This window comes from Rhodococcus sp. BE178 (assembly GCF_050433545.1).
Taxonomy (GTDB): domain Bacteria; phylum Actinomycetota; class Actinomycetes; order Mycobacteriales; family Mycobacteriaceae; genus Prescottella.
The window spans coordinates 265,795-287,313 of record NZ_JBNPXA010000001.1; the positions used below are offsets into that span (position 1 = coordinate 265,795).

Genomic DNA, 21,519 nt, shown 5'->3' on the forward strand with positions numbered 1-21,519 from the left:
TCAGGATGGAGGCGGCGCCCCGGGGCGGTGGCCCGGGGCGCCGCATTCATCGGTGGATCGTTGGGTGGATCGAGGGAGCCGGACGGCGGGACCTGTGGGTCCTACGCCGCGCGGCGGGCGATCATGCCTTGGGCGTGATCACGTTCGGGTTCAGGTACTTGGTCGAGATGCGATCGGCACCCAGCTCGGTGCCCCACGTCGACTTGTCGGTCTTGACCAGGTAGTTCGGGTCGCACTTGAACTCGCCGGCATCGGCGGGGAACGCCTGCGAGTAGTCCGCGCCCTTCAGCGAGACCATCAGGCCGCACTGCGCCGGGATGTTCGCACCCGGGTCGCTGACGGCGTGCAGTCCGCCACCGTCCCACTCGTGGATCTGCGAGAGCTCGTCGATCATGCACTGACGCGTCAGGTCCGAACCGCATTCGTCGGCGGCGGTGGCCCACAGCAGGAACGAGGACGTGGCCTGCATGCCCAGGAGCGCGGTCTTGCCACCCTTGGCCGTGACGAGGTCCTTGTACTGCTTGACGGCGGCGTTGTCGTCGTTCTCCAGCATCTGGAAGGTCATGCCGGCATTGAGGTTGTCGAGCAGACCGCTGTCCTTGTTGAAGCCCTGGACGGCGTTGGCGTACCACGTGGCCTCACCGAGCAGGATCGGGTCGAGGCCGACCTGATCGATCGCCTTGATGAGGTTGAACTCGGCCGGAACCGGCGAACGCGAGGTCCACAGGCCCTTGGCACCGCACTGCTTGAACTTCTCGGCGAACGGCACGTAGCTGGCTTCACCGTCGTAGTTGATGGTGACGCCACAGTCCTTGAGCTTGAAGCCGGCGGCCTCGGCCATGGACTTGGTCTTGGTGAGCGACGTGATGATGGTCGGCATCGTGGAGCCGATCAGCGCGAAGTCGTTCTTGAGGTCGGGGTGCATCTCCCCCATCTGGAACCACGCCGACGCGTTCGCGATGTCGACGGGGAACGGCACGCCCTGGTAGGTCATGGGGCCGTTGGCCGCGTCCGGGGAGACCGTGAAGCCGGGGACAGCCGCCAGATTGCAGGCCACGCGGGTCTGCTCGGAGGTCTGGTCCATCGCGAAGCCGTGGCCGACCATCATGAACTCGGAGCGGCACGCGTCCTGCATGACGGCGTTGGCCTGCGTCATCGCGGCGTCGTAGTCGGTGCCGACGATCTTGCGGCCGTTGATGCCGCCCTGATCGTTGCACCACTCGATCATCGCGGAGACGGCGTCGGACATCTCCTTGTTGAGGCCCGGAGCCTTGGCGTAGCCGCGGTCGTCACCGAAGCCGATCTTGATCTCGGTGTCGCTGACGCCCTGATCGGTAGCGCCCTTGGCGTCGCCCTCACCGCACGGGGAGGCGAGCGTGCCGAACTTGTCGACCGACGCGGATGCCGACTTGGTGTCGCCCGAGCCGCTGCTCGGGACGCCCGAGTCGCCGGAGCGCTCGCCGGCACAGGCCGAGACCAGTGCCGCGGTTGCGGCGAGTGCCACAACCAGCTTGGCTGTCTTGTTTCGCTTCACGATCTGTGAATCTCCTTCTCGAGTGCCCGGAACCGGGCCGGGGACGAACGGGCGTGCTCGGTGGTGCGGTCACGCCCTACAGGGCTGCCGCTCCGAGCACGTGGATCGACAAGTAAAGGTCAAGTAATCGATTTCGTTTCTTTAGGTAAAGACACGAGGTCGAGTGATGTCCCAGACCGCTTTTCTCATCGCGCCACCCACTCCTTCGCCCCGCTACCCGAGGCTTCATGAGCCCCGATGCGGAGGACCGTAATGAGGATCACACCCACGCCGAGGGCCCATCCCGGTGAGTGAGACTTCGTAGTGAGGCGGGCCACAGGCAGCCGAAAAACGTGAGTGTCCACACACCACCGGAACCGTCGTGCGAGGTGATGGGACGATGCAACCGGGATCACGGCTTGTTCACCGGATGCTCGCTGTACTTTTACGCTTTCGATACGCACAATTCGCTTGTGACCGCAGAGCTCGTCGTTCTCTTGGTAGTGGTCGTCACTGCCCTCGCATTCGATTTCACGAACGGCTTCCACGACACCGGGAACGCGATGGCCACCTCCATCGCCACCGGCGCACTCCGACCGAAGGTCGCAGTGGCACTCTCTGCAACCCTCAATCTGGTAGGCGCCTTCCTGTCCGTGGAGGTCGCCGCGACCGTCGCCAAGGGCGTGGTCAATCTCGGGACCGTCAGCGGTGAGGACCTGCTGCTGATCGTGTTCGCCGGCCTCGTGGGCGGCATCCTCTGGAATCTCGCGACCTGGCTGTTCGGCATGCCGTCCAGCTCGTCGCACGCCCTGTTCGGCGGCCTCATCGGCGCGGCCATCGCCTCGATCGGCATGAGCGGCGTCGAGTGGGGCGGTGTGCTCGGCAAGGTCATCATCCCCGCCCTGCTGGCTCCCGTGGTCGCCGCGCTGGTCGCCGCGGTCGGCACCAAGCTGATCTACCGCATCACCCGGGACGTCCCGGACGACAACAAGAGCAAGGGCTTCCGCATCGGCCAGGTCGGCACGGCATCCCTCGTCTCACTCGCGCACGGCACGAACGACGCCCAGAAGACGATGGGCGTCATCTTCCTGGCCCTGGTCGCCCACGGCTCCATCACTGCAGACAGCGAGATGCCCTTCTGGGTCAAGCTCAGCTGCGCGGTGGCGATCGCCCTCGGCACCTACCTCGGCGGCTGGCGCATCATCCGAACCCTCGGCAAGGGCCTCGTCGAGATCGCTGCCCCGCAGGGCATGGCGGCAGAGTCGTCGTCTGCCGCGATCATCCTGACCTCGAGCCACCTCGGTCTGCCGCTGTCGACCACCCACGTCGCGACCGGCTCGATCCTCGGTACGGGACTCGGCCGCAAGGGTGCCGAGGTGCGGTGGGGCGTCGCCGGCCGCATGGCGGTCGCCTGGCTGATCACGCTGCCGTCCGCCGGTATCGCCGGCGCGATCTGCTGGGCCCTCGCACACGTGATCGGCGGCCTGCCAGGCGTCATCGTCGTGTTCGCCCTGCTGGTCGCACTGTCGGCGTTCATGTACATCCGGTCGCGCCGCGAACCGATCGACCCCAGCAACGTCAACGCCGAGTGGGAGGGGGGCCTGGCCCCCACGAACGACGCGGACGCTGCTTCGGCCACGACCACAGCCACGGCCGCTGCCGTGACCGACCAGACCTCCGAGGTCGAGCCCACCACCCGCAAGATCTGAAAGGAGACGACCGATGGATCTACTCGTACAGACCGCCAACTCGCTGTGGCAGGTCGTCCTCGTCGGACTACTGCTCGGGGCAGGACTGCCCGCCATCTTCGCGCTGGGCCTCAAGTCACTGTCCATGGGCGCACAGCCGGGTCCCGATGGACAGGCGTCGACGCTCGGCAAGCTCGGAGCCGCCCTCTGCTTCGCCGTCGTGCTGATCGCGATCATTGCTGGGATACTGATGTTGATGCAGAACTTCCTGGCCAGCAGTTTCGGCATCCACGTCTTCTGAGTGAGGTAACGCACCGACCCGCGTCCCCACTCCTTCGTGAAAGTGATCGCATCCGTGACTGATGACTCGCACCGCTCGGCGACCGATGACTCGCACCGCTCGGCGACTGATGACTCGCACCGCTCGGCGACTGATGACTCGCACCGCTCGGCGACCGATGACTCGCCCCGCTCGGCGGAACACAAGAGCGCGCTTCGCTCGGTACTCGACTGGCTCCGCGCCGGCTATCCGGAGGGGATTCCCGCCAAGGACCATTTCGCGCTGCTCGCCGTCCTGGGACGCCGACTGACCGACGAGGAGATCGGGCAGATCGTCGAACTGTCGATCGAAACCGCCCACGAGCATCCCGACCGGCACGTCGACTACGACGCGCTGAAGAGCATCATCGCCGGCGTCATCCGCGAGCAGCCGACCGAAGAGGACATCGCCCGCGTCACCGAGCGCCTCGCCGCGGGTGGTTGGCCCGTCGTCTCCGACGAGCAGGAAGCGTCGAGAGAACACCAATACCGCTGACGGACCAAGTTCAGGAGCACCATTGAGCCTGCCTCCGTTCCTCTCCTCGATCATCGACTGGCTGCGCGCCGGCTACCCCAACGGCGTTCCCGAGCAGGACTATGTCCCGCTGTTCGCTCTCCTCACCCGCCGACTGTCGGAGGACGAGGTCGACGTCGTGACCGCAGCCCTGGTCGACGACGGCGACCTGCCGATCTCCAAGACCGACATCCAGGTGCTCATCACCAAGATCACCAACGAGATGCCGCTCGAATCCGACGTGGACCGCGTGCGGTCGCACCTGTCGTCCGGGGGATGGCCGCTCGCCGGTCCACCGGCGACCTGACCCGTGTCCGACCGGGACGCTCCCCGTGAAACCATCGAGGAGTGAGCCCGGTCCTGCACACCCTTCCGATTCCCGCCGGTACCGCGGCGACGGCCCTCCTGCCCCGGCTCGAGCGACTCCTCGACGGCGACGGCCCACCCCTCCTACCGGTACCGGAGCAGGACCAGCAGGAGACGAGACGCCTGTGCGACGCCCTGCGTCCGGGTGAGGCGATCGACGATGTGCCCGGCGCCGACGACATCGCGCTCGTGATGGCGACCTCGGGCACCACCGGGGTCCCCAAGGGCGCCATGCTGACCTCGCGCGCGCTGCGGGCCAGCGGCGACGCGACACACCGCAGGCTCGGCGGGCCCGGGTCGTGGTTGCTGGCACTGCCGGCACACCACATCGCGGGCATGCAGGTGCTGCTGCGGAGCGTGCTGGCCGGCGCCGCGCCCGTCGTCGTCGACGTCACACGCGGATTCGATCCGGCGACCCTGCCGGCAGCCGTCGACGCGATGGCGGGGCCACGTCGCTACACCTCGCTGGTGCCCACCCAACTGGTCAAGGCCCTCGACGACGCCGCGGCGGCCGCCGCACTCGCCGAACTCGACGCCGTCCTCCTCGGTGGCGCCGCGACACCTCCGCCGCTCCTGCGCCGGGCCGTCGACGCCGGACTGACGATCGTGCGCACCTACGGGATGAGCGAGACGTGCGGCGGGTGCGTCTACGACGGCACACCCCTCGACGGTGTGCGGGTCCGCATCGCGGACGACTCCCGCGTCCTGCTCGGTGGAGACACGCTCGCATCGGGGTACCGCGGGATTCCGGATCACCCGGCCTTCAGCGAGCCCGGATGGTTCCGCACCGACGATGCCGGAACCGTCACCGACGGCGTCCTGACGATCCGCGGGCGGTTGGACGAGGCGATCTCCACCGGCGGTCTGACGGTGGTGCCGCAGGTGGTCGAAGCCGTCCTGATGGAGCACCCGGACGTTCGCGAATGCGCGGTGCTCGGTGTCCCCGACGAACGACTCGGCCAGCGGGTGGTGGCGGCGATCGTGCCGGAGGACGGGACCGCCCCCACCGTCGACGACCTGCGGGCCCATGTCGGCGCCTCGCTCGACGCGACCGCGGCACCGCGGGAGGTGAAATTCGTCCGCTCACTCCCGCTGCGGGGGCCGGGCAAGGTGGACCGCAAGGCCCTGCAGACAGCCTGGATTCGAACGAATAATTGATCCAGTTGATCAGTATCTGCCGGCCGAGACACGATTGTTACTCTTCGGCGCGGCGGGTTCGGCGCGACGGTTCTCCCTGATCAAAGGGAGTGCAGCGGGGAGGTAAACGATTCGGCGCCACCCGCGGGCGCGGCCGATTCCGCCGAAAACCCTTGCCCGAAAACGTAAACGGGCCATGCTTCGCCTGTGATCTTGGTTTCGGGGAACCGAGCACCGCGATCGCCTGTCCACCGACACTCCATCGACAGGGGTTGATCATGCAAACACGTCCGTCTACATCTCAGCTGTTACGCCGCACGACCGTCGGGGCCGTCCTCGTCGGCGTGTCGGCACTCACCGCACCCGCAGTTGCGGGCGCGGAAACCGTGGAGCTCACCCGCCCCACAGTGACGTTCACCGTCACCGACAGCACTTTCGACCTGACGCTCGAGAATCCCAACAGCGATCCGACCAGCAGTTGCGGGGCGTTCGTGGTCCAGGCCTCGAAGCTCTCCGCACTCGAGGAGGATCCGTCGAGGATCAACGAACCCGGCTTCCTGACATGGCGGACCGCACGCAGCGAGCGCGTCGCGGCCGACTCGTCCCGGACCTACACCTTCGACGTCCCGCGCGGATTCTATGCCGTTGTGGGCGAATGTGTTTCGCCCACACAACCGAAGCCGTCCGCGAGCGATCCGCAGGTGGTGTCGGTTCCGCGCAGCCAGTACACAGGCAGTTCGAGCGCAGCCCCCGCAAACATCGCGGGCATCGCCCGCGGCCTCTTCTCCGGCGGCTCGCTCGCCGCAGGGTAGCCCGAGTCGGAGCATCGGCCGGGCAGGAAACCCCTGCCCGGCCGATGCGAACCGACCGCCCCGAAATTCAAGTAGTTGAACAAGCAATTGAATACCTAACGACCACTGAAACAAGATTGTTACATAGGTCCCAAACCGGCTCGTACGGTGGGGATTTCCGCTGATCAAACATCGTTACCGGGCGGTAGGAACGGAACATTCCTCGCACCGAGGACCGCATTTCGTTACGGCCCCGAGAGGTTCACCTTGCGGGAACTTGACCCAACCCCGATGCTTTTCCCCAGTGATCTTGGTTTCGGGTCTTGGTTTCGGGGAGCCGGGCGCCGCGATCACGTGTTTCGAACACTCGTACTCAACAGGAGTTGTCCATGCACGTGCGTACTCGAAATCTGTTCACCCGCAGTGTGGCCGGTGTCGCGATTGCCGGCGCAGCCGCTCTCGCCGCCCCTGCCCTCGCGTCGGCCGCACCCGCGGTCAAGGCGCCGACGGTCACCGCGGCCGCCGCGAGCAGCACCATCACGGTGACGGTGGCGAACCCCAATACCGATCCTTCCGTCACGTGTGGCGCCCACGCCTTCGCCGCGTCGCGCGCGAGTGAACTGGAGAAGGATCCCTCCAAGCTCTTCGAGCCCGGATTCACGTTCTGGAAGGTCTCCGACAAGGCCCGCGTCGGCGCGTCCGACACCAAGTCCTTCACCACGCCGGAGTTCAACGACGGCGTGTTTGCCGTTGTCGGCGAATGCACTTCGGCCAACGGCGGCACGCCGGTGCTGGGCAAGCCCCAGGTCGTCAGCCTGCCCGAGGACGCGATCTTCGGCAGCCTGCGCAACGGCGCACTCGAGAACGTCCTCGACTTCGTCCTGGAGGGCAACATCGACGGACTGATCAAGGCCATCTCGGCCGGATCGTCTCAGCCCGCCTGACAGACCACCCGCACCACAGAACGTGCGCGGCGGTCCGGACACCAGTCGGGGATGCCCGGGCCGCCGCGCATCCTTTCCTGATCCGCTCGCCGTGTCCGCCTCGCGGTTCCTCGCGCCGAGCCGGCCACTGTCGAAAGGTCCACACCATGCGCTTACGTTCCACCTCACTCGTCACCCGTCTGGCGGCAGGGAGTGCCGTCGCCGCCGCGGCCCTGATCGCTGCTCCCGCGCTCGCGTCCGCCGCGCCCGCCACCTTCACGGGGCCGACCGTGACGGCGGAGGCCGCCGGAGATGCGATCGCCGTCTCCATCACCAACCCCAACGTCGACTTCCCGACGAGCACGTGCGGTGCCGTCGCGATCGACTCCGTCAAGGTGCCCGAGGCGGTCGACGACCCGCTCAAGCTGCTCGAGCCCGGATTCGTTGCTTGGACCAGTGGTCTCGACAGCGTCGGCGCGGGTGTCACCAAGGCGTACACGACACCGGCCCTCACCGGTGGCATGTACGCCGTCGTGGGCGCGTGTGTGTCGCTGGCCAATCCCGTTCCCGAGCTGGGCGAGCCGGTCCTTGTCGGTGTCGGTGACACCTTCGGCAGCCTCGGGACGATCACCGGCAGCCTCGGTGACTTCATCCCGAACATCGGCGACCTGATCGGTGGCCTACTGAAGTAGCTCGACTCGCACGAAGACACGGGCCCGCGGTGCATTGCACCGCGGGCCCGGCCCGTGTCCGGACGCAAGGACGGTGCAAGGGCGGTGCAAGAGGGCACCGTCATGGTTGTGCCATGAACCTCGATACCTCACCCCCGGCCATCGAGGCCGTCGGGCTCGTCAAGACCTTCGGGCAGCAGCGGGCCGTGGACGGCGTCAGCCTCACCGTCCCGACCGGTTCGGTGTACGGCGTGCTCGGCCCCAACGGCGCCGGCAAGACGACGACAGTCCGGATGCTCGCGACCCTGCTGCGGCCCGACGGCGGCGAGGCCCGCATCTTCGGCCGTGACGTCGTCCGCGAATCGACGGCCGTCCGTTCCCTCGTCGGCGTCACCGGCCAGTACGCGTCGGTGGACGAAGACCTCACCGCCACCGAGAACCTCGTGATCTTCTCGCGGCTGCTCGGCCTCGGCCGCGCCGACGCCAAGCGCAAGGCCGTCGAACTCCTCGAAGAGTTCGGACTCACCGAGGCGGCGTCGAAGCCGCTGAAGAACTTCTCCGGCGGCATGCGCCGGAGACTCGACCTCGCGGCCAGCCTCATCGCCCGTCCCCCGCTGCTGTTCCTCGACGAGCCCACCACGGGCCTCGACCCGCGCACCCGCGCGCAGATGTGGGACACCATCCGCAGGCTCGTCGCCGAGGGCTCGACGGTACTGCTCACCACGCAGTACCTCGACGAGGCCGACCAACTGGCGGACCGGATCGCGGTGATCGACCACGGTCGTGTGATCGCCGACGGCACCGCCGACGAACTGAAGGCGTCGGTCGGAGTGTCGGCACTGCAGTTGACCCTCGCCGATCGCACGCAGACCGAGGAAGCCCGGTCCGTGATCTCCGCGATGCTCGGCATCGAGGCAGCGGTCACGCCGGAGTCCGGACGTATCACCGCGCCGCTGACCGATCCGTCGATCACCGCGGATCTTCTCGTGCACCTGCGCGACCGGTCCATCGCGGTGGACGAGATCACCGTGTCGAAGCCGAGCCTCGACGAGGTCTTCCTCACCATCACCGGGCACGACACTGCCGAGTCCGAAGGAGACGCCGCATGACCACCACACTCACCTCGCCTGCACGACAGGGAGACACGCGGACGATCGACGCCACCGACCGCATCGACCTCCGGGACGCGATCGCCCACACCTTCACGATGGCGTACCGCGGCATCCTGAAGATCAAGCACAACCCCGAGCAACTGTTCGACGTCGTGATCCAGCCGGTGATCTTCACGTTCATGTTCACGTACATCTTCGGCGGCGCGATCTCCGGCGACGTGAAGTCGTACCTGCCCATCATCATCCCCGGCATCCTCGTCCAGACGGTGATCACGGCATCGATCGTCACCGGCACCCAGTTGCGCGAGGACATGGACAAGGGGGTGTTCGACCGGTTCAAATCGCTGCCGATAGCCCGGATAGCCCCGCTGTCCGGGGCCCTGCTCGCCGACGTCGTGCGGTACGCGATCGCGACCACCATCACGATCGTCGTCGGCATCGCCATGGGTTACCGCCCGGGTGGCGGATTCGTCGGCGTGGTGTGCGCGGCGCTGCTGATCATGGTGTGCGCGTTCGCGATCAGCTGGATCTTCGCACTCATGGGCGTGCTGATGAGCAAGGCCTCCGCCGTGCAGGGCGTCTCGATGATGATCCTGTTCCCGCTCACGTTCATGTCGAACGCGTTCGTGCCGTCCGACACGATGCCGGGCTGGATGCAGGCGTTCGTGAACGTCAACCCCGTCTCGCACCTGGTGACCGCGGTCCGCGAACTCGCCAACGACGGCCACTTCGGCATCCACGCGGTGTATGCACTGGTTGGTGCCGCCGTGATCGTCGCGATCATGGCCCCGCTCACGGTGCGGACCTACATGCGCAGGACCTGAGGCCTCACGCCTCCGTCTCGGAGAGAAGGCCGAGTATCTCGCGACGCGCGGCGGCGCGCGGCGTCCCCTCCACGGACGCCAGCGCCGCCGCAACGGCATCGTCACCGAGCAGATCCTTCGCCAGCTCCAGATGCCTTTCCAGCCTCATCGACGGATAGTCCTGGCGTGCTTTGACTTTCGCTGCGAGCGCAAGCAACCGCACCCCGCGTTCGACGGCGCGGCCGGTGGCGACGGCGAAGCTACCGACAGCGCACGCGACCGCCCCGGTCTGCGGTAGATCCGGGTATCCGCGGGAACCGAGGCGCTGCATCGCAACGGCTCCGAGACGAAGTGCCAGATCTGCGACAAGTTCCGAGCGTCCGGCGAGTACGTGCGCGTCCACGACGGCGGACACGACCATGATCTCGAACGGATCGGCCGGAAGCTCGCCCGCGAGGTCGCCGGCCTGTTCGGCCGCCCGGCGGTATTCGGCCAGTCCCCGATCGACGACACCGGTGGCCAGATCGGCCTCCGCGGTACTCGCCGACAACGCTGCCTGGTTGTTCGTGTCGTGATCGCTGTTCGCGCCGCTGCCCTGCGCGCTCGCGTGCAGCGGGACGAGCGCCGCGAGTTCGGTGCGCGCGTCGGCGATCCGGTCGGCACCGACGAGAGCAGCCACCATGAAACCGCGCACCTGCAGGCTCTCGTCGTACAGGTGCATCGTCCACAGGACTTCGGCGGACCGCCGGTAGAACTCGACCGCTTCGCCGTAGCGCGCGGACTGGGAGTACAGGCCGCCGAGGTGCTGACACACCATCGCCAGGCCCCAGCTGTCGTTCAGTTCCTCCGCCAGGGCGAGCGCCTGCCGTGCGTCGGACTCCGAACCGAACAGGTCCCCGATGTTCTCCCGGAGGTTGGCGCGCGCGATCAACGCGGAGCTGCGCGCCCCCGGGTCGGTCGACCGCACCGCCGTCGCGAGCGTCCGCGCCAGGCCGCGCCCCGATCCGGGCACCAACATCAGTGTGGCGTTCACCCGCGACGACCCGCTGATGTCCGTGCGGGCGGCGAGCAGTCGTCGCAGACGAGTGCGGGCAATCGCGACCACGCGCAGATTGCCTCCCATCGCCATGTGGGCGGCGGCCAGCACGTACGCCGCCGCGAGGTGATCCGCGGGTACGTCCTCGGCGGGGAGGCCGGAATCGTCGAGTTCGAGCACTCGCGGTGCCCACGCGAAGACCTCGGAGTGCGCGCCGCGAAAGGCCCACATGCCGCCGAGCACGGGGAAGATCGTGAAGACTGCGCGAACGAGCTTCTCCGACAGCGCATATCGCAGCACCGCGAGCAGGTTGTCGTGCTCGGCCTCGACACGGTGCGCCGCCGCGATCTGACGGCCGGACATGAAGTCGTGGAACACCTCCCGCGAGAAGCACTCTGCCCACTCGACCGTCCGACGACGCACCTCGGCGTCCTCGTCACCGTCCGACTGCTCCTCGCCGAACTCCCGCACGGTCTCGAGCATGTGGTACCGAAGCCCCACGGCATCGGCGCCGTCGGGCGGTTCGACCACCGACAGCATCGACTGGTTCACCAGGCCCTCGAGTGCATCGGCGACGTCGACGACCTCGCCCCACTGCGCCACGGCGACTGCGGCGTCGGCCGTGAATCCTGCCGGGAATCGGCATATTCGACGCAACGCCGCCCGCTCCGGCTCCTCGAGCAGGTTCCAACTCCAGTCGATCACGGCACGGAGCGTGCGGTGCCGTTCCGGCGACGTCCGGTCCCCCGAACGCAGCAGCGCGAACCGGTCCACCAGTCGGGCGTTGATCTCCTCGACGCTGAGTGTGCGGACCCGTGCCGCGGCGAGCTCGATCGCGAGCGGCAGCCCGTCCAGCGTCCGGCACAGGCGCTCGACCTCACCGTCGTCCAGACGCACCGAGGGGCGCACCGCGAGCGCCCGTGCCCGGAACAGTTCGGTGGCGGGCGATCCGTCGTCGTCGATCGCCAACGGCGCCAGCGGATACACCGCCTCCGCGGTGATCGACATCGGCGACCGGCTGGTCGCGAGGACCGTCAGGTGCGGGCTCGCGGCGATCAGGTCGGACACCGCGTCGGCGGCGTCGTCGATCAGGTGCTCGCAGTTGTCGAGAATCAGCAGCGACGGTCGGGCCGACAGTGCGTCGCGCAACCGCTGGCGCGCGTCGTGGATCCGGGTGCGGGTGAGCGCGCCCGGCGTGAGGTCGGCCTCGCTCAGACCGAGGGTGCCGCTGATCGCGGCGATCAGGTCCTCGCCGCTGCGCAGCGGCGCGAGTTCGACGAGCGCAACCGGCATCCGGCCCGAGACCTCGGCCCCCACCGCGTGCGCGACCCGCGTCTTGCCGGTGCCACCGGGCCCCAGGACGGTCACCACCCGCGACGACGCCAGCAGCAGTTCGAGCGCCGCCAGATCGGTCTTCCGTCCGAGCAGCGGGTTGGGCGCGGCGCGGAGCCCGATCACGTTGGGCAGCATCCGGGTTGCCGCCTCCGAAAACCCCGCTGCCTCCGCTGCCTCCGCTGTCTCCACCGCACCGCTCGACTCCTTCCGCGCCGCGCGATCGGTCCGATCGCCGCTCAGGATGGCGGCATTGAGGTCGACGAGCCGGGCGGACGGGTCCACGCCCAGGCGATCGGCCAACCGGCCGCGCAACCCTGCGAACACCTCGAGCGCCTCGTTGGATCGACCCGAGCCGTGCAGGCACTCCATGAGCAGCGCGTGCGCGCCCTCGTCGAGCGGCGACGCACCCGCCGCGGCACGCGCGATCGGCAGCGCGACGGCGAACTCGCCGGACGCCAGCAGCGCAGCGAGTTCCACCGCGTCGAGCGCGCCGCGATGCGACGCGGCCTCGGTCGCCAGGTCGTCGGCGAGGTCGCCGCCGGGCAGGTCCGCCCCCGGCTCGCCGCGCCACAGCGCCCGGGCCCGGCGCACCGCGTCCAGCGCGCCCCGCTGGTCCCCGTCGGCGTGACGCTGTCCCGCTTCCCGCGCGAGCAGACGCGCGCGCGTCAGATCGACCTGTTCCGGTGCAAGGGCAAGCCGGTAGCCGGCCGGACCGGCCTCGATCGCCCCGTCCGGCAGCGCCGAGCGCAGCCGGGAGATCTGTGTGTGCAGGGCGTTGGCCGGGGACTTCGGCGGGGCGTCACCCCAGACGTCCTCGACCAGCGCCGCGGCGCTGCGGCTGTGTCCGGGCCGCCGCGCGAGCGCCACCAACAGAGCGCGGGCGCGCGGCCCGGGCAACGGAATCAGGACACCGTCTCGGCGTGTGGCAACGCCACCCAACAGCACCACCTCGACCGGCGGCTCCGTGGGTGCCGGGGACTGGGGATCGCTCGTCACGGTTTGCACCGGCGACAAGCCTATGGGAGTACCCGACCGTGCGGCCACCCGATTCGACGAGGGTGAAAGGATCGGCGCATGGCTTCTGTGTCCCAGTGGATCGAGGGCGCCCGACCGCGCACCCTGCCCAATGCGATCGCTCCGGTGTTCGCCGGTACCGGCGCGGCGGCGTCCCTCGACGGCGCGGTGTGGTGGAAGGCGCTGCTGGCGCTGGTGGTCTCGCTGGCGTTGATCGTCGGCGTCAACTTCGCGAACGACTACTCGGACGGCATCCGCGGCACCGACGACGAGCGGGTGGGCCCGCTGCGCCTCGTCGGGTCCGGGCTGGCCTCGCCCGGTGCGGTCAAGGGCGCCGCGATGGGCTGTTTCGCGGTGGCCGCGGTCGCGGGCATCGCCCTCGCCCTGGTCTCGGCGTGGTGGCTGATCCTGATCGGCGCAGTCTGCATCCTGGGCGCCTGGTTCTACACGGGCGGCAAGAAGCCCTACGGCTACAGCGGTTTCGGCGAGATCGCGGTGTTCGTGTTCTTCGGTCTGGTCGCGGTGCTCGGCACCGAGTTCGTACAGGCCGAGCGTGTCGACTGGGCGGGTCTGCTGGCCGCGATCGCGGTCGGCTCGTACTCGAGCGCGGTGTTGGTGGCGAACAACCTGCGCGACATCCCGACCGACACCGAGTCCGGGAAGATCACCCTCGCAGTGAAATTGGGGGACGCCCGCACCCGCACCCTGCACCTGGTGCTGCTGGTGGTGCCGTTCGTGGTGACCCTCGCGCTCGTCGCGCGCACGCCGTGGGCGCTCGTCGGTCTGATCGCGCTTCCGCTCGCGATCAAGGCCAACGCGCCCGTGCGGACCGGTGGCCGGGGGCCCGCACTGATCCCGGCCCTCGCGGTCACCGGCATGTCGATGCTGGTGTGGGCCACGGCCACCGGACTCGCACTCGGTCTCGGCTGAGCCGTACGCAGCTAGTCGGTCGCGGTACGGTGCCCGAGAACGTTGACGACCGTCCCGTCCGGATCACGGACGAAGAACCGTCGGACACCCCACTCCTCGTCCTGCAGCGGATGGACGATGGTCGCGCCGCGCGCGACCATCGCCTCGTACACCGCGTCCACATCGTCCACCTCGACGCTCATGTCGGGGTGGACCGGCGCCGTCGCGTCGTCGCCCATCAGCGTCACCTGGGCGGTGGGATTCGACGGTGACGCCATCGTCATCACCCACCCTTGATTCATCACCTCGGCGAAGCCCAGCGCGGCATAGAAGTCGCGGCTGTCGTCGAGCGATTTCGCGTGGATGTCGGGAACGACCCGGCGGATCGTCATGTCACTTCTTGTCCGGAACCAGTGCGCTGAGCACGAAGTTCACGAGCGAGATGATCAGCGCACCCCACACCGCCGTCCAGAAGCCGTCGATGCTCAGGCCCCACTCGGTCTGCGAACTGATCCACGACGTGAGCATCAGCATCAGCGCGTTGATCACGAGAGTGAACAGGCCGAGGGTGAGGATCAGCAGCGGCAGCGACAGCAACTGCACGATCGGCTTGACGAACGCGTTCACGACCGTGAACAGCAGCGCGATCCCGAGGATGATCAGCACGTCGTTTCCGGTGCCCTCGCCCGAGTCGGCGATCGTGATGCCGTCGACCCATTGCGAGGCCAGCCAGATGGCGACCGCGTTGATCACCAGGCGTATCAGAAATGTCATGTCCACATGCTGGCACGAACCGGACCGCCGGACGTAACGGGCGAATGCGCGCTCATGCGCGACGGATGACGGCGGCGTTGAGGCGCAGACGCTCTTGCAGGAAGTGCTCGACGAGTTCGATCTCGTCGTCCGAACAGTCCAACAGCAGTTTCACCTCGACGTCCCGCTTCGTCAGATCCGCGGTGAGAGCGACACCCACCAGTCCGGCGCCGGCGGCCGAGCCGCGAAACACGTCGACGCCCTCGGCGTCACCACCGCCGGTGTCCTCGAGGAACCCGTAGTCGACGGGATAGACCACCTCGGGGAACCGCGGGTGCGCACTGCCTCGGGGACGGTCGATCCGCAGCGTGGCCCGGCGGATCAGCTCGTCGAGGGCCGCGAGGAACGAGGCCATGTTCGTGTCCATGACGCCAGCCTGCCACGCAAAAACCCGGAGAACGACGGCATTCCGCGCATTGCCGCACTAGCATCTGCGCATGCCCGTGTGCCGAGTCAATTGGTGGACGGCCCTCGGCGCGGGGATCTTGCTCGCCGTGGTCGGCATCGCCGCCGGCCGGTTCCCGCTCGCCGACGACGCCTCCGTGGCGGCCGGTCGTCAATACGGCGCCAACCAGGCCGTGATGTACATGCAGTTCAATCCGGTCGACCCGACGGACGAGCAGTTGCACCAGTGGTGCAGGCAGGGCGCGGAACTGTCCGCGGGCATGCAGGTCTGGTACGACGGCGGCGTCATCCAGGTCGGCGAACTCGACCGGACGCGTTTCGCGGAAGGCTGTTTCGAGAGCTACCGCGACGGAGTCCGCTGACCGTCGACGGTGTCGAACGCCCCGTCCACCGCGGCCTGCATGTCGGCGGCCACCACCCGGGTGATGTCCATGGGTGTCGTCGGGAGGTCGAGAACCGGGGACGAGATGTAGACATCGGCCACGCCGCCGGGACGGTAGCGGATGCCGAGGCTCAGCAGCGCCGGAGCGGAGCCGAGCTTGCGCGCCTTCACCGCGATGTGCCCGATGCCGCTGTTGATCTTCTGGACGCGGCTGGGGTCGACGTCGTTGCAGGTCCCCTCGGGGAAGATCGCGAGCACGTCGCCGCGGTGCAGTCGCTGTGCCGAGATCTCCATCATCCGGCGGCCCGCATCCGCGACCGCCCGCATCCCGTGGTCCTTGCCACGGAACACCGGAATCGACCCCATCATGTCGATCTTCCGGCGCAGCTTCGGATCCACGAACAGTTCGTCCTTCGCGAGCACGCGGGTCCGCCCGATCGCGCGGCGCAGCGGCGACTGCCACGCGGTCGCGGCGAGCGTGTACTGGTCCCGGTCCGTCACGTGATTGGCTGCGACGATCAGTCGCGTGCCGCTGCCGAGCAACTCCTGCAACTGCCGACGGGCACCGTCCGCGTAGCGGGTCCGCGGCCGGAAGCGTGCGCTGAGCGCAGCGTAGGCGGCATTCGCGACGAGCCGATTCTGCTGATGATCCAGATAGAAGCGGTAGACGTCCTCGTAGTTCTCGAGCGTCACGTCGGGCCGGGTCATGTGCGAGCCTCTCGATCGGATGCCCCCACCCGATCCCACGGTACACAACCTACGGGACCGTAGGTTTGCGCCCATGATCGGGATGCTGCGCCCCGGCGCCGGACGCGGCGAGCAGTAGGCGTCGTCGAACGACAGGCCCGGCGTGGACACCGACGCCGGGCCGCCCGCCCACAACGCGCGGCACGCGGCGAGCGTGTCGTCGAGCAACGGTCCCCGGTCGGCGAAGTCCAGTCCGGCCGCCTCGTACTCCCTTTCCCGCCAACCGGTCCCGACCCCGAGATCGAGACGCCCACCCGAGATCAGGTCGAGCGTCGCGGCGGTCCTCGCCAGGACCGCGCCGCCGCGCAGGGCCGCGATCACGATCCCGGCGCCCAGACGCACCCGCTCGGTCTTGCGTTGGGGACGTTGAGACCGAGGGTGGGCTTGTCGACAGACACGATGAACCTTCCGGAGAATGAAAGGCAGGTCACGGGTTGCGCGGACGGTTGGTCCAGCCGCCCTCGGGCTTCGGGAACCAGCCGCCGGCCGCGAACGTGCCGCCGTCGACGTGCACGGTGGTGCCCGTCGTGTAGCGGCCCAGATCGGACGCCAGGAACAACGCGGCGCCGGCGACGTCGTCCGGCTGACCGGGGCCGCCCAGCGGCGCCCATGTCGGCCACTTCGCCCACTCCTCCTCCGACAGCCACTCGGTGTACGGCACCTGCACGGACTCGATCAGGTCGGGTGCGATCACGTTGACCCGGACACCGGACCGTCCGACCTCGACGGCCAGGCTGCGGCTGAACTGCGTGACGGCCGCCTTGTACGCCGCGTACACGGAATGCCCGGGGATGGCCCGATGCGCCTCGACGGTCGTGAGGCTGATGATCGAGCCGCCCCGGCCGCGCTCGGCCATGCCCGGCAGCACCGCATGGGTGAGCCGCAGGACGTGGTCGAGGTTGATCCCGCCGATCTCCGACCAGAACGCCGGCTCGGTCTCCGCGAAGGGACGCGGCGGACGCAGGAAGTGGCCGGCATTGTTCACCAGGACGTCGGGCGCGAACTCGACGATCTCGCCGGGGACCGTGGCGTCCAGGACGTCGTACTCGAGGACGTCAATCGCACCGCCCGCCGCGGTGTTGAACTCCAGCGCGCGAGCGGCATCGGCGTCGATGTCGACCACCAGGACGTGCGCGCCGTGGGCCGCGAAGGACCGCGCGATCGCGCCGCCGATCCCGTGGGAGCCGCCCGTGACGATCGCGCGCTTACCCGGGAGCAGTGCTCCGGGGCTGAACGCCGGGCGGGTGGGTGCAGGCTGTGACGACACGGTTCCTCCTAGGTCTGCGGATCGGACCCCTGGCCCGATGTCACATGCGTTCGGTCGGACTGAACGCATGTGACATTCGGCCATGATCCGTCGCTCGTCGATGGAGGCGCAGACGTTTTCCCGGTTAACGAGAAACGGCACGCGTGAGGGTTCTCATGTCCGCACGCGCGAGCCTGTCGGTAGCCTCGAATCGACTGACACACACTCGGAACGGGAGAACTCCACGATGCTGAACAAGACCGCCACCTCCGCTCTCGCCGCAGCCGGACTGGTCGGCGGATACGCCGTCGCGCGGCAGACCGGGAACCGTCAGCTGGGCGGCGCCGTGCTGGCCGCGGTCGGTGGCGTGTGCACCTACAACTGGGCCAAGAGCTCCGGTGCGGGCCGCGCCGCGGCGCTGCTGGGCACCTACGTCGGCGCATTCGGTGGCTCGCACCCGCTCGCCAAGAAGATCGGCGCGTGGCCGTCCGTCGGTGTCGTCGCCGCCGGCACCGCGATCGCGTCGCAGGTCGTCTCCAAGGGCTGAGCGATGATCCGCCTCGCCGAGCCCGCCGACCTGCCGCATCTCCCGGAGATCGACGTCGCGGCGGGCTCGGCGTTCCGCGACGTGGGGATGGACGCGATCGCCGACGACGATCCGCCCCCGCTCGCACTGTTCGAGACGCACTTCGCCGAGGGCCGCCTCTGGGTGTGGGCGGAGCACGCGCAGCGGCCGGTGGCGTTCTGCCTCGTCGACGTCGTCGACGGCAACGCGCACATCGAGCAGATCTCGGTGCACCCGAGCCACGCCCGGCGCGCCATCGGCGCGGCCCTGATCGATCACCTCGACGAGTGGGCGCGCGACCGCGGGCTTCCCGAGCTGACGCTCACCACGTTCGTCGACGTGCCGTGGAACGGCCCGTACTACCGGCGCCTCGGATTCACGGCGATCGCGGACGACGACCTGGGACCGGGCCTGCGTGCCGTCCTCGACGCGGAGTCCGAACGCGGCCTGGACCGTTGGCCCCGGATCGCCATGACCCGGCACGTGCCGATCGACCCGGGACCTACGACGCCGTCCAGCGCCCGGTCTTCGTGAACTCGTCGAGCACCGCCGCGGGACCGGTGAGGTCGATCCCCTCGGATGCGACCCAGGCGTCGTCGAAGTACGTGCCGGAGTAGCGTTCGCCGCCGTCGCACAGCAGCGTCACGACGCTGCCGCTGCGGCCGGCCGCGAGCATCTCGCCCACGAGGCCGAACGCACCCCACAGGTTGGTTCCGGTGGAACCGCCCACCTTGCGGCCCAGCGTGTCGCTCGCGTGCCGCATCGCCGCGATGGAGCCGGCGTCGGGCACCTTGACCATGCGGTCGACGACCTGACCGATGAACGACGGTTCCACACGCGGCCGCCCGATGCCCTCGATCCGGGAGCCCCGCTCCCCCGTGACGGTCGGATCGCCCGCCCGCCACGCGTCGAAGAACACCGAGTGTTCCGGGTCGACGACACACAGGCCGGTGTCGAGCTTGCGGTACCGCAGGAACCGGCCGATGGTCGCGCCCGTGCCGCCGGTGCCGGCGCCCACCACGATCCACTCGGGGATCGGATGATCCTCCTGCTGCAGCTGCGTGAAGATCGACTCGGCGATGTTGTTGTTGCCCCGCCAGTCGGTCGCACGCTCGGCGTGCGTGAACTGGTCCATGTAGTGCCCGCCGGTCTCGGCGGCCAGACGGTACGACTCGTCGTAGATGCGCGACGGATCGGTGACGAAATGGCAGCGGCCGCCCTGCGCCTCGATCAGTGCGATCTTGGCGGGGCTGGTGCTCGCGGGCATCACGGCGACGAAGTCGAGGCCCAGCAGGTTCGCGAAGTACGCCTCGCTGACGGCCGTCGAGCCGGACGACGCCTCGATCACCGTGGTGTTCTCGGTGACCCAGCCGTTGCAGATCGAGTACAGGAACAGTGAGCGCGCCAGCCGATGCTTGAGGCTGCCGGTGATGTGCGTGGACTCGTCCTTGAGATACAGCTGCACGTTCCACGACGGCGGCAGCGGATAACGCAGCAGGTGGGTGTCGGCACTGCGCTGGGCGTCGGCCTCGATGAGGCGGACCGAATTGTCGACCCAGGCGCGGGAACCGCGACGGTCGAGGACGGTCGTCACTGCTTGCGGTCCTCGCCCCGCAGCTTCGCATGCAGGTCGGCCTTGTCGGCCCGGCGGCGCGCGTCGACCGAGGCGATGTCCTCGTTGACCCGCTTGCGCAGCTTCGAGAACAACACCAGCGACAACGGCAGCGCGATCAGGACGGCGAACAGCGCGGCCACGATCCACGGAACCTCGACGCCGATCAGCTTCCCGCCGAGGAGGATGACCGCCAGGAGGATCACGACCAGGCCGAGCCGGGCCACCGAGTAGAGGACGACGTCGCGGACAAGGTGACCCGTCGTCACGGTGGGGGCGGCGTCGGCGCCCTGTTCACTGGCCTTCTCGGGACGATTCTGCGCTGCATCACTCACAGTGCCAGCCTACCTATCGCCTGGTGGCGCGATTCCCCGGGAACGCCCTCGGAACCTGTCAGAACACCAGCGGGACGACACCGGGACCGAGGTTGTCGATGGCACACTACTGGAACGTCCAGTAGACGCCGACGAAGATGTTCGTTCCGGCGTTGGGGCCGATGGCGTCGGCGAGCATGCACGCCCCCTCCTGACCCGGATGTCCGACACCAGGCCACGGCCGACGGGGGGTGTGGGACTGATTGGCGGTCAACCACCCGGGCACCTCGGCGTTCCGCCCCCCGTAATCGGCTTCTGTCGGCCTCGGTGCGCCTGAGCAGACAGGCCCACCCTAAGGGCCGTCCGCCCCCTTCGTACCGGGATTGCCGATTCCTGTGCACACCCCACAACACCCCAGCCCGAGTAGTCCGATTTGTCCATTACCTCCCCTTTACCAACTTTAGATCGTTCGAGTACCTGGGGGGTGTGGTGCCACGATGTCGGAGCCGGTAGACAAACGAACCGGTCCCGAATCCCCCGGCCGACCCCGACGGGTAGGCCCCGACAGTTGGAGGATCGATGAGCGCACCCACCTACAACGGCGCCAAGGAAGCCCTGCTGACCCCGGGCCAGGTCGCCGCACTGTTCCACGTCGACCCCAAGACCGTCACGCGTTGGGCGCACGCCGGCCGGCTCGGATCTCTGCGCACCCCCGGCGGGCACCGGAGGTTCCGAGAGGCCGAGGTGCTGGCGCTCCTGACGTCGCTGACGACCGAGGCCCATCACTCGTAGAACGCATCGTCCGGCAGGTAGATACCCGGACGACCCGGACGCGGCTACCCTCGTAGCAGGAGGTGCACCGTGATCTACCTATTGGCGTTCATCGGCCTGATAACGCTCGCAGTCCTGTTCTGGAAGGCGTTCGGTCCGACCGCCACCACCGCCGCTCGAGGTGGCGGCAGACCGGTTGGCAGGTCGGGCAGAGCAGTGGGACCTGACGACGACCCCGAGTTCCTGTGGCGGGTGGAGCGTGAGAACCACCGCCGACAGTCGGACCACCGTCCGGGCACAGACTCGCCCACCGACCCGGACAACTGACCGGGCCGGGCCCCGACTGAAACCTGCTCGAGTCGCTCCGGAGCCCCGCCAAGGCCCCTCCGGAGCCCTCAGAGTCAGCGACCCGGTCCCTGGGTTCCCCGGGAACGCAGAACGTCCGTCCTGGTGGGACGCAGAACCGAAAACGGTCGCCGTGCAGTGCACGGCGACCGTTTCGCGTTGCTGGGTCGCGCTTCCGGGTCGGACCAG

General features: G+C 68.5%; 26 protein-coding genes and 1 pseudogene. 16 read left to right on the top strand and 11 right to left on the bottom strand.

Translation table 11 applies throughout. The features are described from left to right. Window positions 1-121: 121 nt before the first annotated feature. A complete protein-coding gene (locus J2X34_RS01165; protein ID WP_114718739.1) occupies window positions 122-1,534 on the bottom strand; it encodes an ABC transporter substrate-binding protein in 1,413 nt (470 codons plus the stop codon). A gap of 452 nt (window positions 1,535-1,986) precedes the next feature. Here J2X34_RS01165 and J2X34_RS01170 point away from each other — a divergent pair, with 452 nt between their 5' ends. The 10 genes from J2X34_RS01170 to J2X34_RS01215 all read left to right on the top strand — a co-directional run bounded on the left by J2X34_RS01170 (window position 1,987) and on the right by J2X34_RS01215 (window position 9,857). Next, window positions 1,987-3,222 carry an inorganic phosphate transporter gene (locus tag J2X34_RS01170; protein WP_254622623.1) on the top strand — a complete coding sequence of 412 codons (1,236 nt, stop codon included), beginning with the start codon at window positions 1,987-1,989 and terminating at the stop codon, window positions 3,220-3,222. Between the two features lie 13 nt (window positions 3,223-3,235). Beyond that, the gene (locus J2X34_RS01175; protein ID WP_114718738.1) at window positions 3,236-3,502 is read left to right on the top strand and encodes a hypothetical protein; all 267 of its coding nucleotides are present in this window, start codon (window positions 3,236-3,238) and stop codon (window positions 3,500-3,502) included. A gap of 237 nt (window positions 3,503-3,739) precedes the next feature. Continuing rightward, entirely contained in the window at window positions 3,740-4,015 is a 276-nt protein-coding gene (locus J2X34_RS01180; protein WP_254623033.1) for a DUF3349 domain-containing protein, read from the top strand. 22 nt (window positions 4,016-4,037) lie between these two features. Continuing rightward, complete coding sequence (locus tag J2X34_RS01185) at window positions 4,038-4,340, top strand: DUF3349 domain-containing protein (protein ID WP_429515915.1); 303 nt, start codon at window positions 4,038-4,040, stop codon at window positions 4,338-4,340. Window positions 4,341-4,381: 41 nt separating this feature from the next. Continuing rightward, entirely contained in the window at window positions 4,382-5,557 is a 1,176-nt protein-coding gene (gene menE, locus J2X34_RS01190; RefSeq protein WP_114718736.1) for an o-succinylbenzoate--CoA ligase, read from the top strand. Between the two features lie 257 nt (window positions 5,558-5,814). Then, complete coding sequence (locus tag J2X34_RS01195; RefSeq protein ID WP_147283449.1) at window positions 5,815-6,348, top strand: hypothetical protein; 534 nt, start codon at window positions 5,815-5,817, stop codon at window positions 6,346-6,348. 368 nt (window positions 6,349-6,716) lie between these two features. Further along, a complete protein-coding gene (locus J2X34_RS01200; RefSeq protein WP_429515917.1) occupies window positions 6,717-7,271 on the top strand; it encodes a hypothetical protein in 555 nt (184 codons plus the stop codon). Window positions 7,272-7,417: 146 nt separating this feature from the next. Beyond that, the gene (locus J2X34_RS01205; RefSeq protein WP_114718733.1) at window positions 7,418-7,942 is read left to right on the top strand and encodes a hypothetical protein; all 525 of its coding nucleotides are present in this window, start codon (window positions 7,418-7,420) and stop codon (window positions 7,940-7,942) included. A gap of 113 nt (window positions 7,943-8,055) precedes the next feature. After that, complete coding sequence (locus J2X34_RS01210; protein ID WP_114718732.1) at window positions 8,056-9,030, top strand: ATP-binding cassette domain-containing protein; 975 nt, start codon at window positions 8,056-8,058, stop codon at window positions 9,028-9,030. Next, complete coding sequence (locus tag J2X34_RS01215; RefSeq protein ID WP_114718731.1) at window positions 9,027-9,857, top strand: ABC transporter permease; 831 nt, start codon at window positions 9,027-9,029, stop codon at window positions 9,855-9,857. Before J2X34_RS01210 ends, J2X34_RS01215 begins: the two co-directional genes overlap by 4 nt. Before the next feature lie 4 nt (window positions 9,858-9,861). Here the strand turns inward: J2X34_RS01215 and J2X34_RS01220 are convergent, their stop codons facing one another. Then, entirely contained in the window at window positions 9,862-13,212 is a 3,351-nt protein-coding gene (locus J2X34_RS01220; RefSeq protein WP_429515920.1) for a BTAD domain-containing putative transcriptional regulator, read from the bottom strand. Window positions 13,213-13,281: 69 nt separating this feature from the next. Between J2X34_RS01220 and J2X34_RS01225 the strand changes: the two genes are divergently transcribed. Then, the gene (locus J2X34_RS01225; protein ID WP_429515922.1) at window positions 13,282-14,151 is read left to right on the top strand and encodes a 1,4-dihydroxy-2-naphthoate polyprenyltransferase; all 870 of its coding nucleotides are present in this window, start codon (window positions 13,282-13,284) and stop codon (window positions 14,149-14,151) included. Window positions 14,152-14,162: 11 nt separating this feature from the next. Here the strand turns inward: J2X34_RS01225 and J2X34_RS01230 are convergent, their stop codons facing one another. Genes J2X34_RS01230 through J2X34_RS01240 form a run of 3 tightly spaced genes read right to left on the bottom strand, consistent with a single transcriptional unit; the run spans window position 14,163 to window position 15,310 of the window. Beyond that, window positions 14,163-14,522 carry a VOC family protein gene (locus J2X34_RS01230; RefSeq protein ID WP_429515924.1) on the bottom strand — a complete coding sequence of 120 codons (360 nt, stop codon included), beginning with the start codon at window positions 14,520-14,522 and terminating at the stop codon, window positions 14,163-14,165. Between the two features lies 1 nt (window position 14,523). Next, window positions 14,524-14,904: a phage holin family protein gene (locus J2X34_RS01235; protein WP_429515926.1), complete on the bottom strand. Its 381-nt coding sequence runs from the start codon at window positions 14,902-14,904 to the stop codon at window positions 14,524-14,526. A gap of 52 nt (window positions 14,905-14,956) precedes the next feature. Next, on the bottom strand, window positions 14,957-15,310 hold the full coding sequence (locus J2X34_RS01240; RefSeq protein WP_114718728.1) for an inorganic pyrophosphatase: 354 nt from the start codon (window positions 15,308-15,310) through the stop codon (window positions 14,957-14,959). A 70-nt stretch (window positions 15,311-15,380) separates the two neighbouring features. Here J2X34_RS01240 and J2X34_RS01245 point away from each other — a divergent pair, with 70 nt between their 5' ends. Continuing rightward, the gene (locus J2X34_RS01245; RefSeq protein WP_114718727.1) at window positions 15,381-15,710 is read left to right on the top strand and encodes a succinate dehydrogenase; all 330 of its coding nucleotides are present in this window, start codon (window positions 15,381-15,383) and stop codon (window positions 15,708-15,710) included. Here the strand turns inward: J2X34_RS01245 and J2X34_RS01250 are convergent. The 3 genes and pseudogenes from J2X34_RS01250 to J2X34_RS01260 all read right to left on the bottom strand — a co-directional run bounded on the left by J2X34_RS01250 (window position 15,689) and on the right by J2X34_RS01260 (window position 17,744). Continuing rightward, a complete protein-coding gene (locus J2X34_RS01250; protein WP_174912584.1) occupies window positions 15,689-16,438 on the bottom strand; it encodes a lysophospholipid acyltransferase family protein in 750 nt (249 codons plus the stop codon). The two genes, J2X34_RS01245 and J2X34_RS01250, sit on opposite strands and share 22 nt — an antisense overlap. A gap of 132 nt (window positions 16,439-16,570) precedes the next feature. Beyond that, window positions 16,571-16,819 (bottom strand): annotated as a pseudogene (locus tag J2X34_RS01255) (LLM class flavin-dependent oxidoreductase); the annotation flags it as partial. 85 nt (window positions 16,820-16,904) lie between these two features. Beyond that, window positions 16,905-17,744: an SDR family NAD(P)-dependent oxidoreductase gene (locus tag J2X34_RS01260; protein ID WP_429515928.1), complete on the bottom strand. Its 840-nt coding sequence runs from the start codon at window positions 17,742-17,744 to the stop codon at window positions 16,905-16,907. Window positions 17,745-17,970: 226 nt separating this feature from the next. Between J2X34_RS01260 and J2X34_RS01265 the strand changes: the two genes are divergently transcribed. Beyond that, a complete protein-coding gene (locus J2X34_RS01265; RefSeq protein WP_114718725.1) occupies window positions 17,971-18,270 on the top strand; it encodes a hypothetical protein in 300 nt (99 codons plus the stop codon). Between the two features lie 3 nt (window positions 18,271-18,273). Beyond that, window positions 18,274-18,822 (top strand): GNAT family N-acetyltransferase, encoded by a 549-nt coding sequence (locus J2X34_RS01270; protein WP_174912586.1) that lies wholly within the window; start codon window positions 18,274-18,276, stop codon window positions 18,820-18,822. On the opposite strand, the gene J2X34_RS01275 is transcribed toward J2X34_RS01270, so the two are convergent. The 3 genes from J2X34_RS01275 to J2X34_RS01285 all read right to left on the bottom strand — a co-directional run bounded on the left by J2X34_RS01275 (window position 18,791) and on the right by J2X34_RS01285 (window position 20,488). Continuing rightward, entirely contained in the window at window positions 18,791-19,882 is a 1,092-nt protein-coding gene (locus J2X34_RS01275; RefSeq protein WP_429515931.1) for a PLP-dependent cysteine synthase family protein, read from the bottom strand. The genes J2X34_RS01270 and J2X34_RS01275 overlap by 32 nt on opposite strands. Then, complete coding sequence (locus J2X34_RS01280) at window positions 19,879-20,235, bottom strand: DUF4229 domain-containing protein (RefSeq protein WP_114718722.1); 357 nt, start codon at window positions 20,233-20,235, stop codon at window positions 19,879-19,881. Before J2X34_RS01280 ends, J2X34_RS01275 begins: the two co-directional genes overlap by 4 nt. A gap of 106 nt (window positions 20,236-20,341) precedes the next feature. Then, window positions 20,342-20,488 carry a hypothetical protein gene (locus J2X34_RS01285; protein ID WP_429515933.1) on the bottom strand — a complete coding sequence of 49 codons (147 nt, stop codon included), beginning with the start codon at window positions 20,486-20,488 and terminating at the stop codon, window positions 20,342-20,344. A gap of 305 nt (window positions 20,489-20,793) precedes the next feature. Between J2X34_RS01285 and J2X34_RS01290 the strand changes: the two genes are divergently transcribed. Further along, window positions 20,794-21,006, top strand: a complete 213-nt coding sequence (locus J2X34_RS01290; RefSeq protein WP_114718721.1) for a BldC family transcriptional regulator — start codon at window positions 20,794-20,796, stop codon at window positions 21,004-21,006. A 69-nt stretch (window positions 21,007-21,075) separates the two neighbouring features. Further along, complete coding sequence (locus J2X34_RS01295; RefSeq protein ID WP_114718720.1) at window positions 21,076-21,312, top strand: hypothetical protein; 237 nt, start codon at window positions 21,076-21,078, stop codon at window positions 21,310-21,312. The last annotated feature ends 207 nt before the right edge of the window (window positions 21,313-21,519 follow it).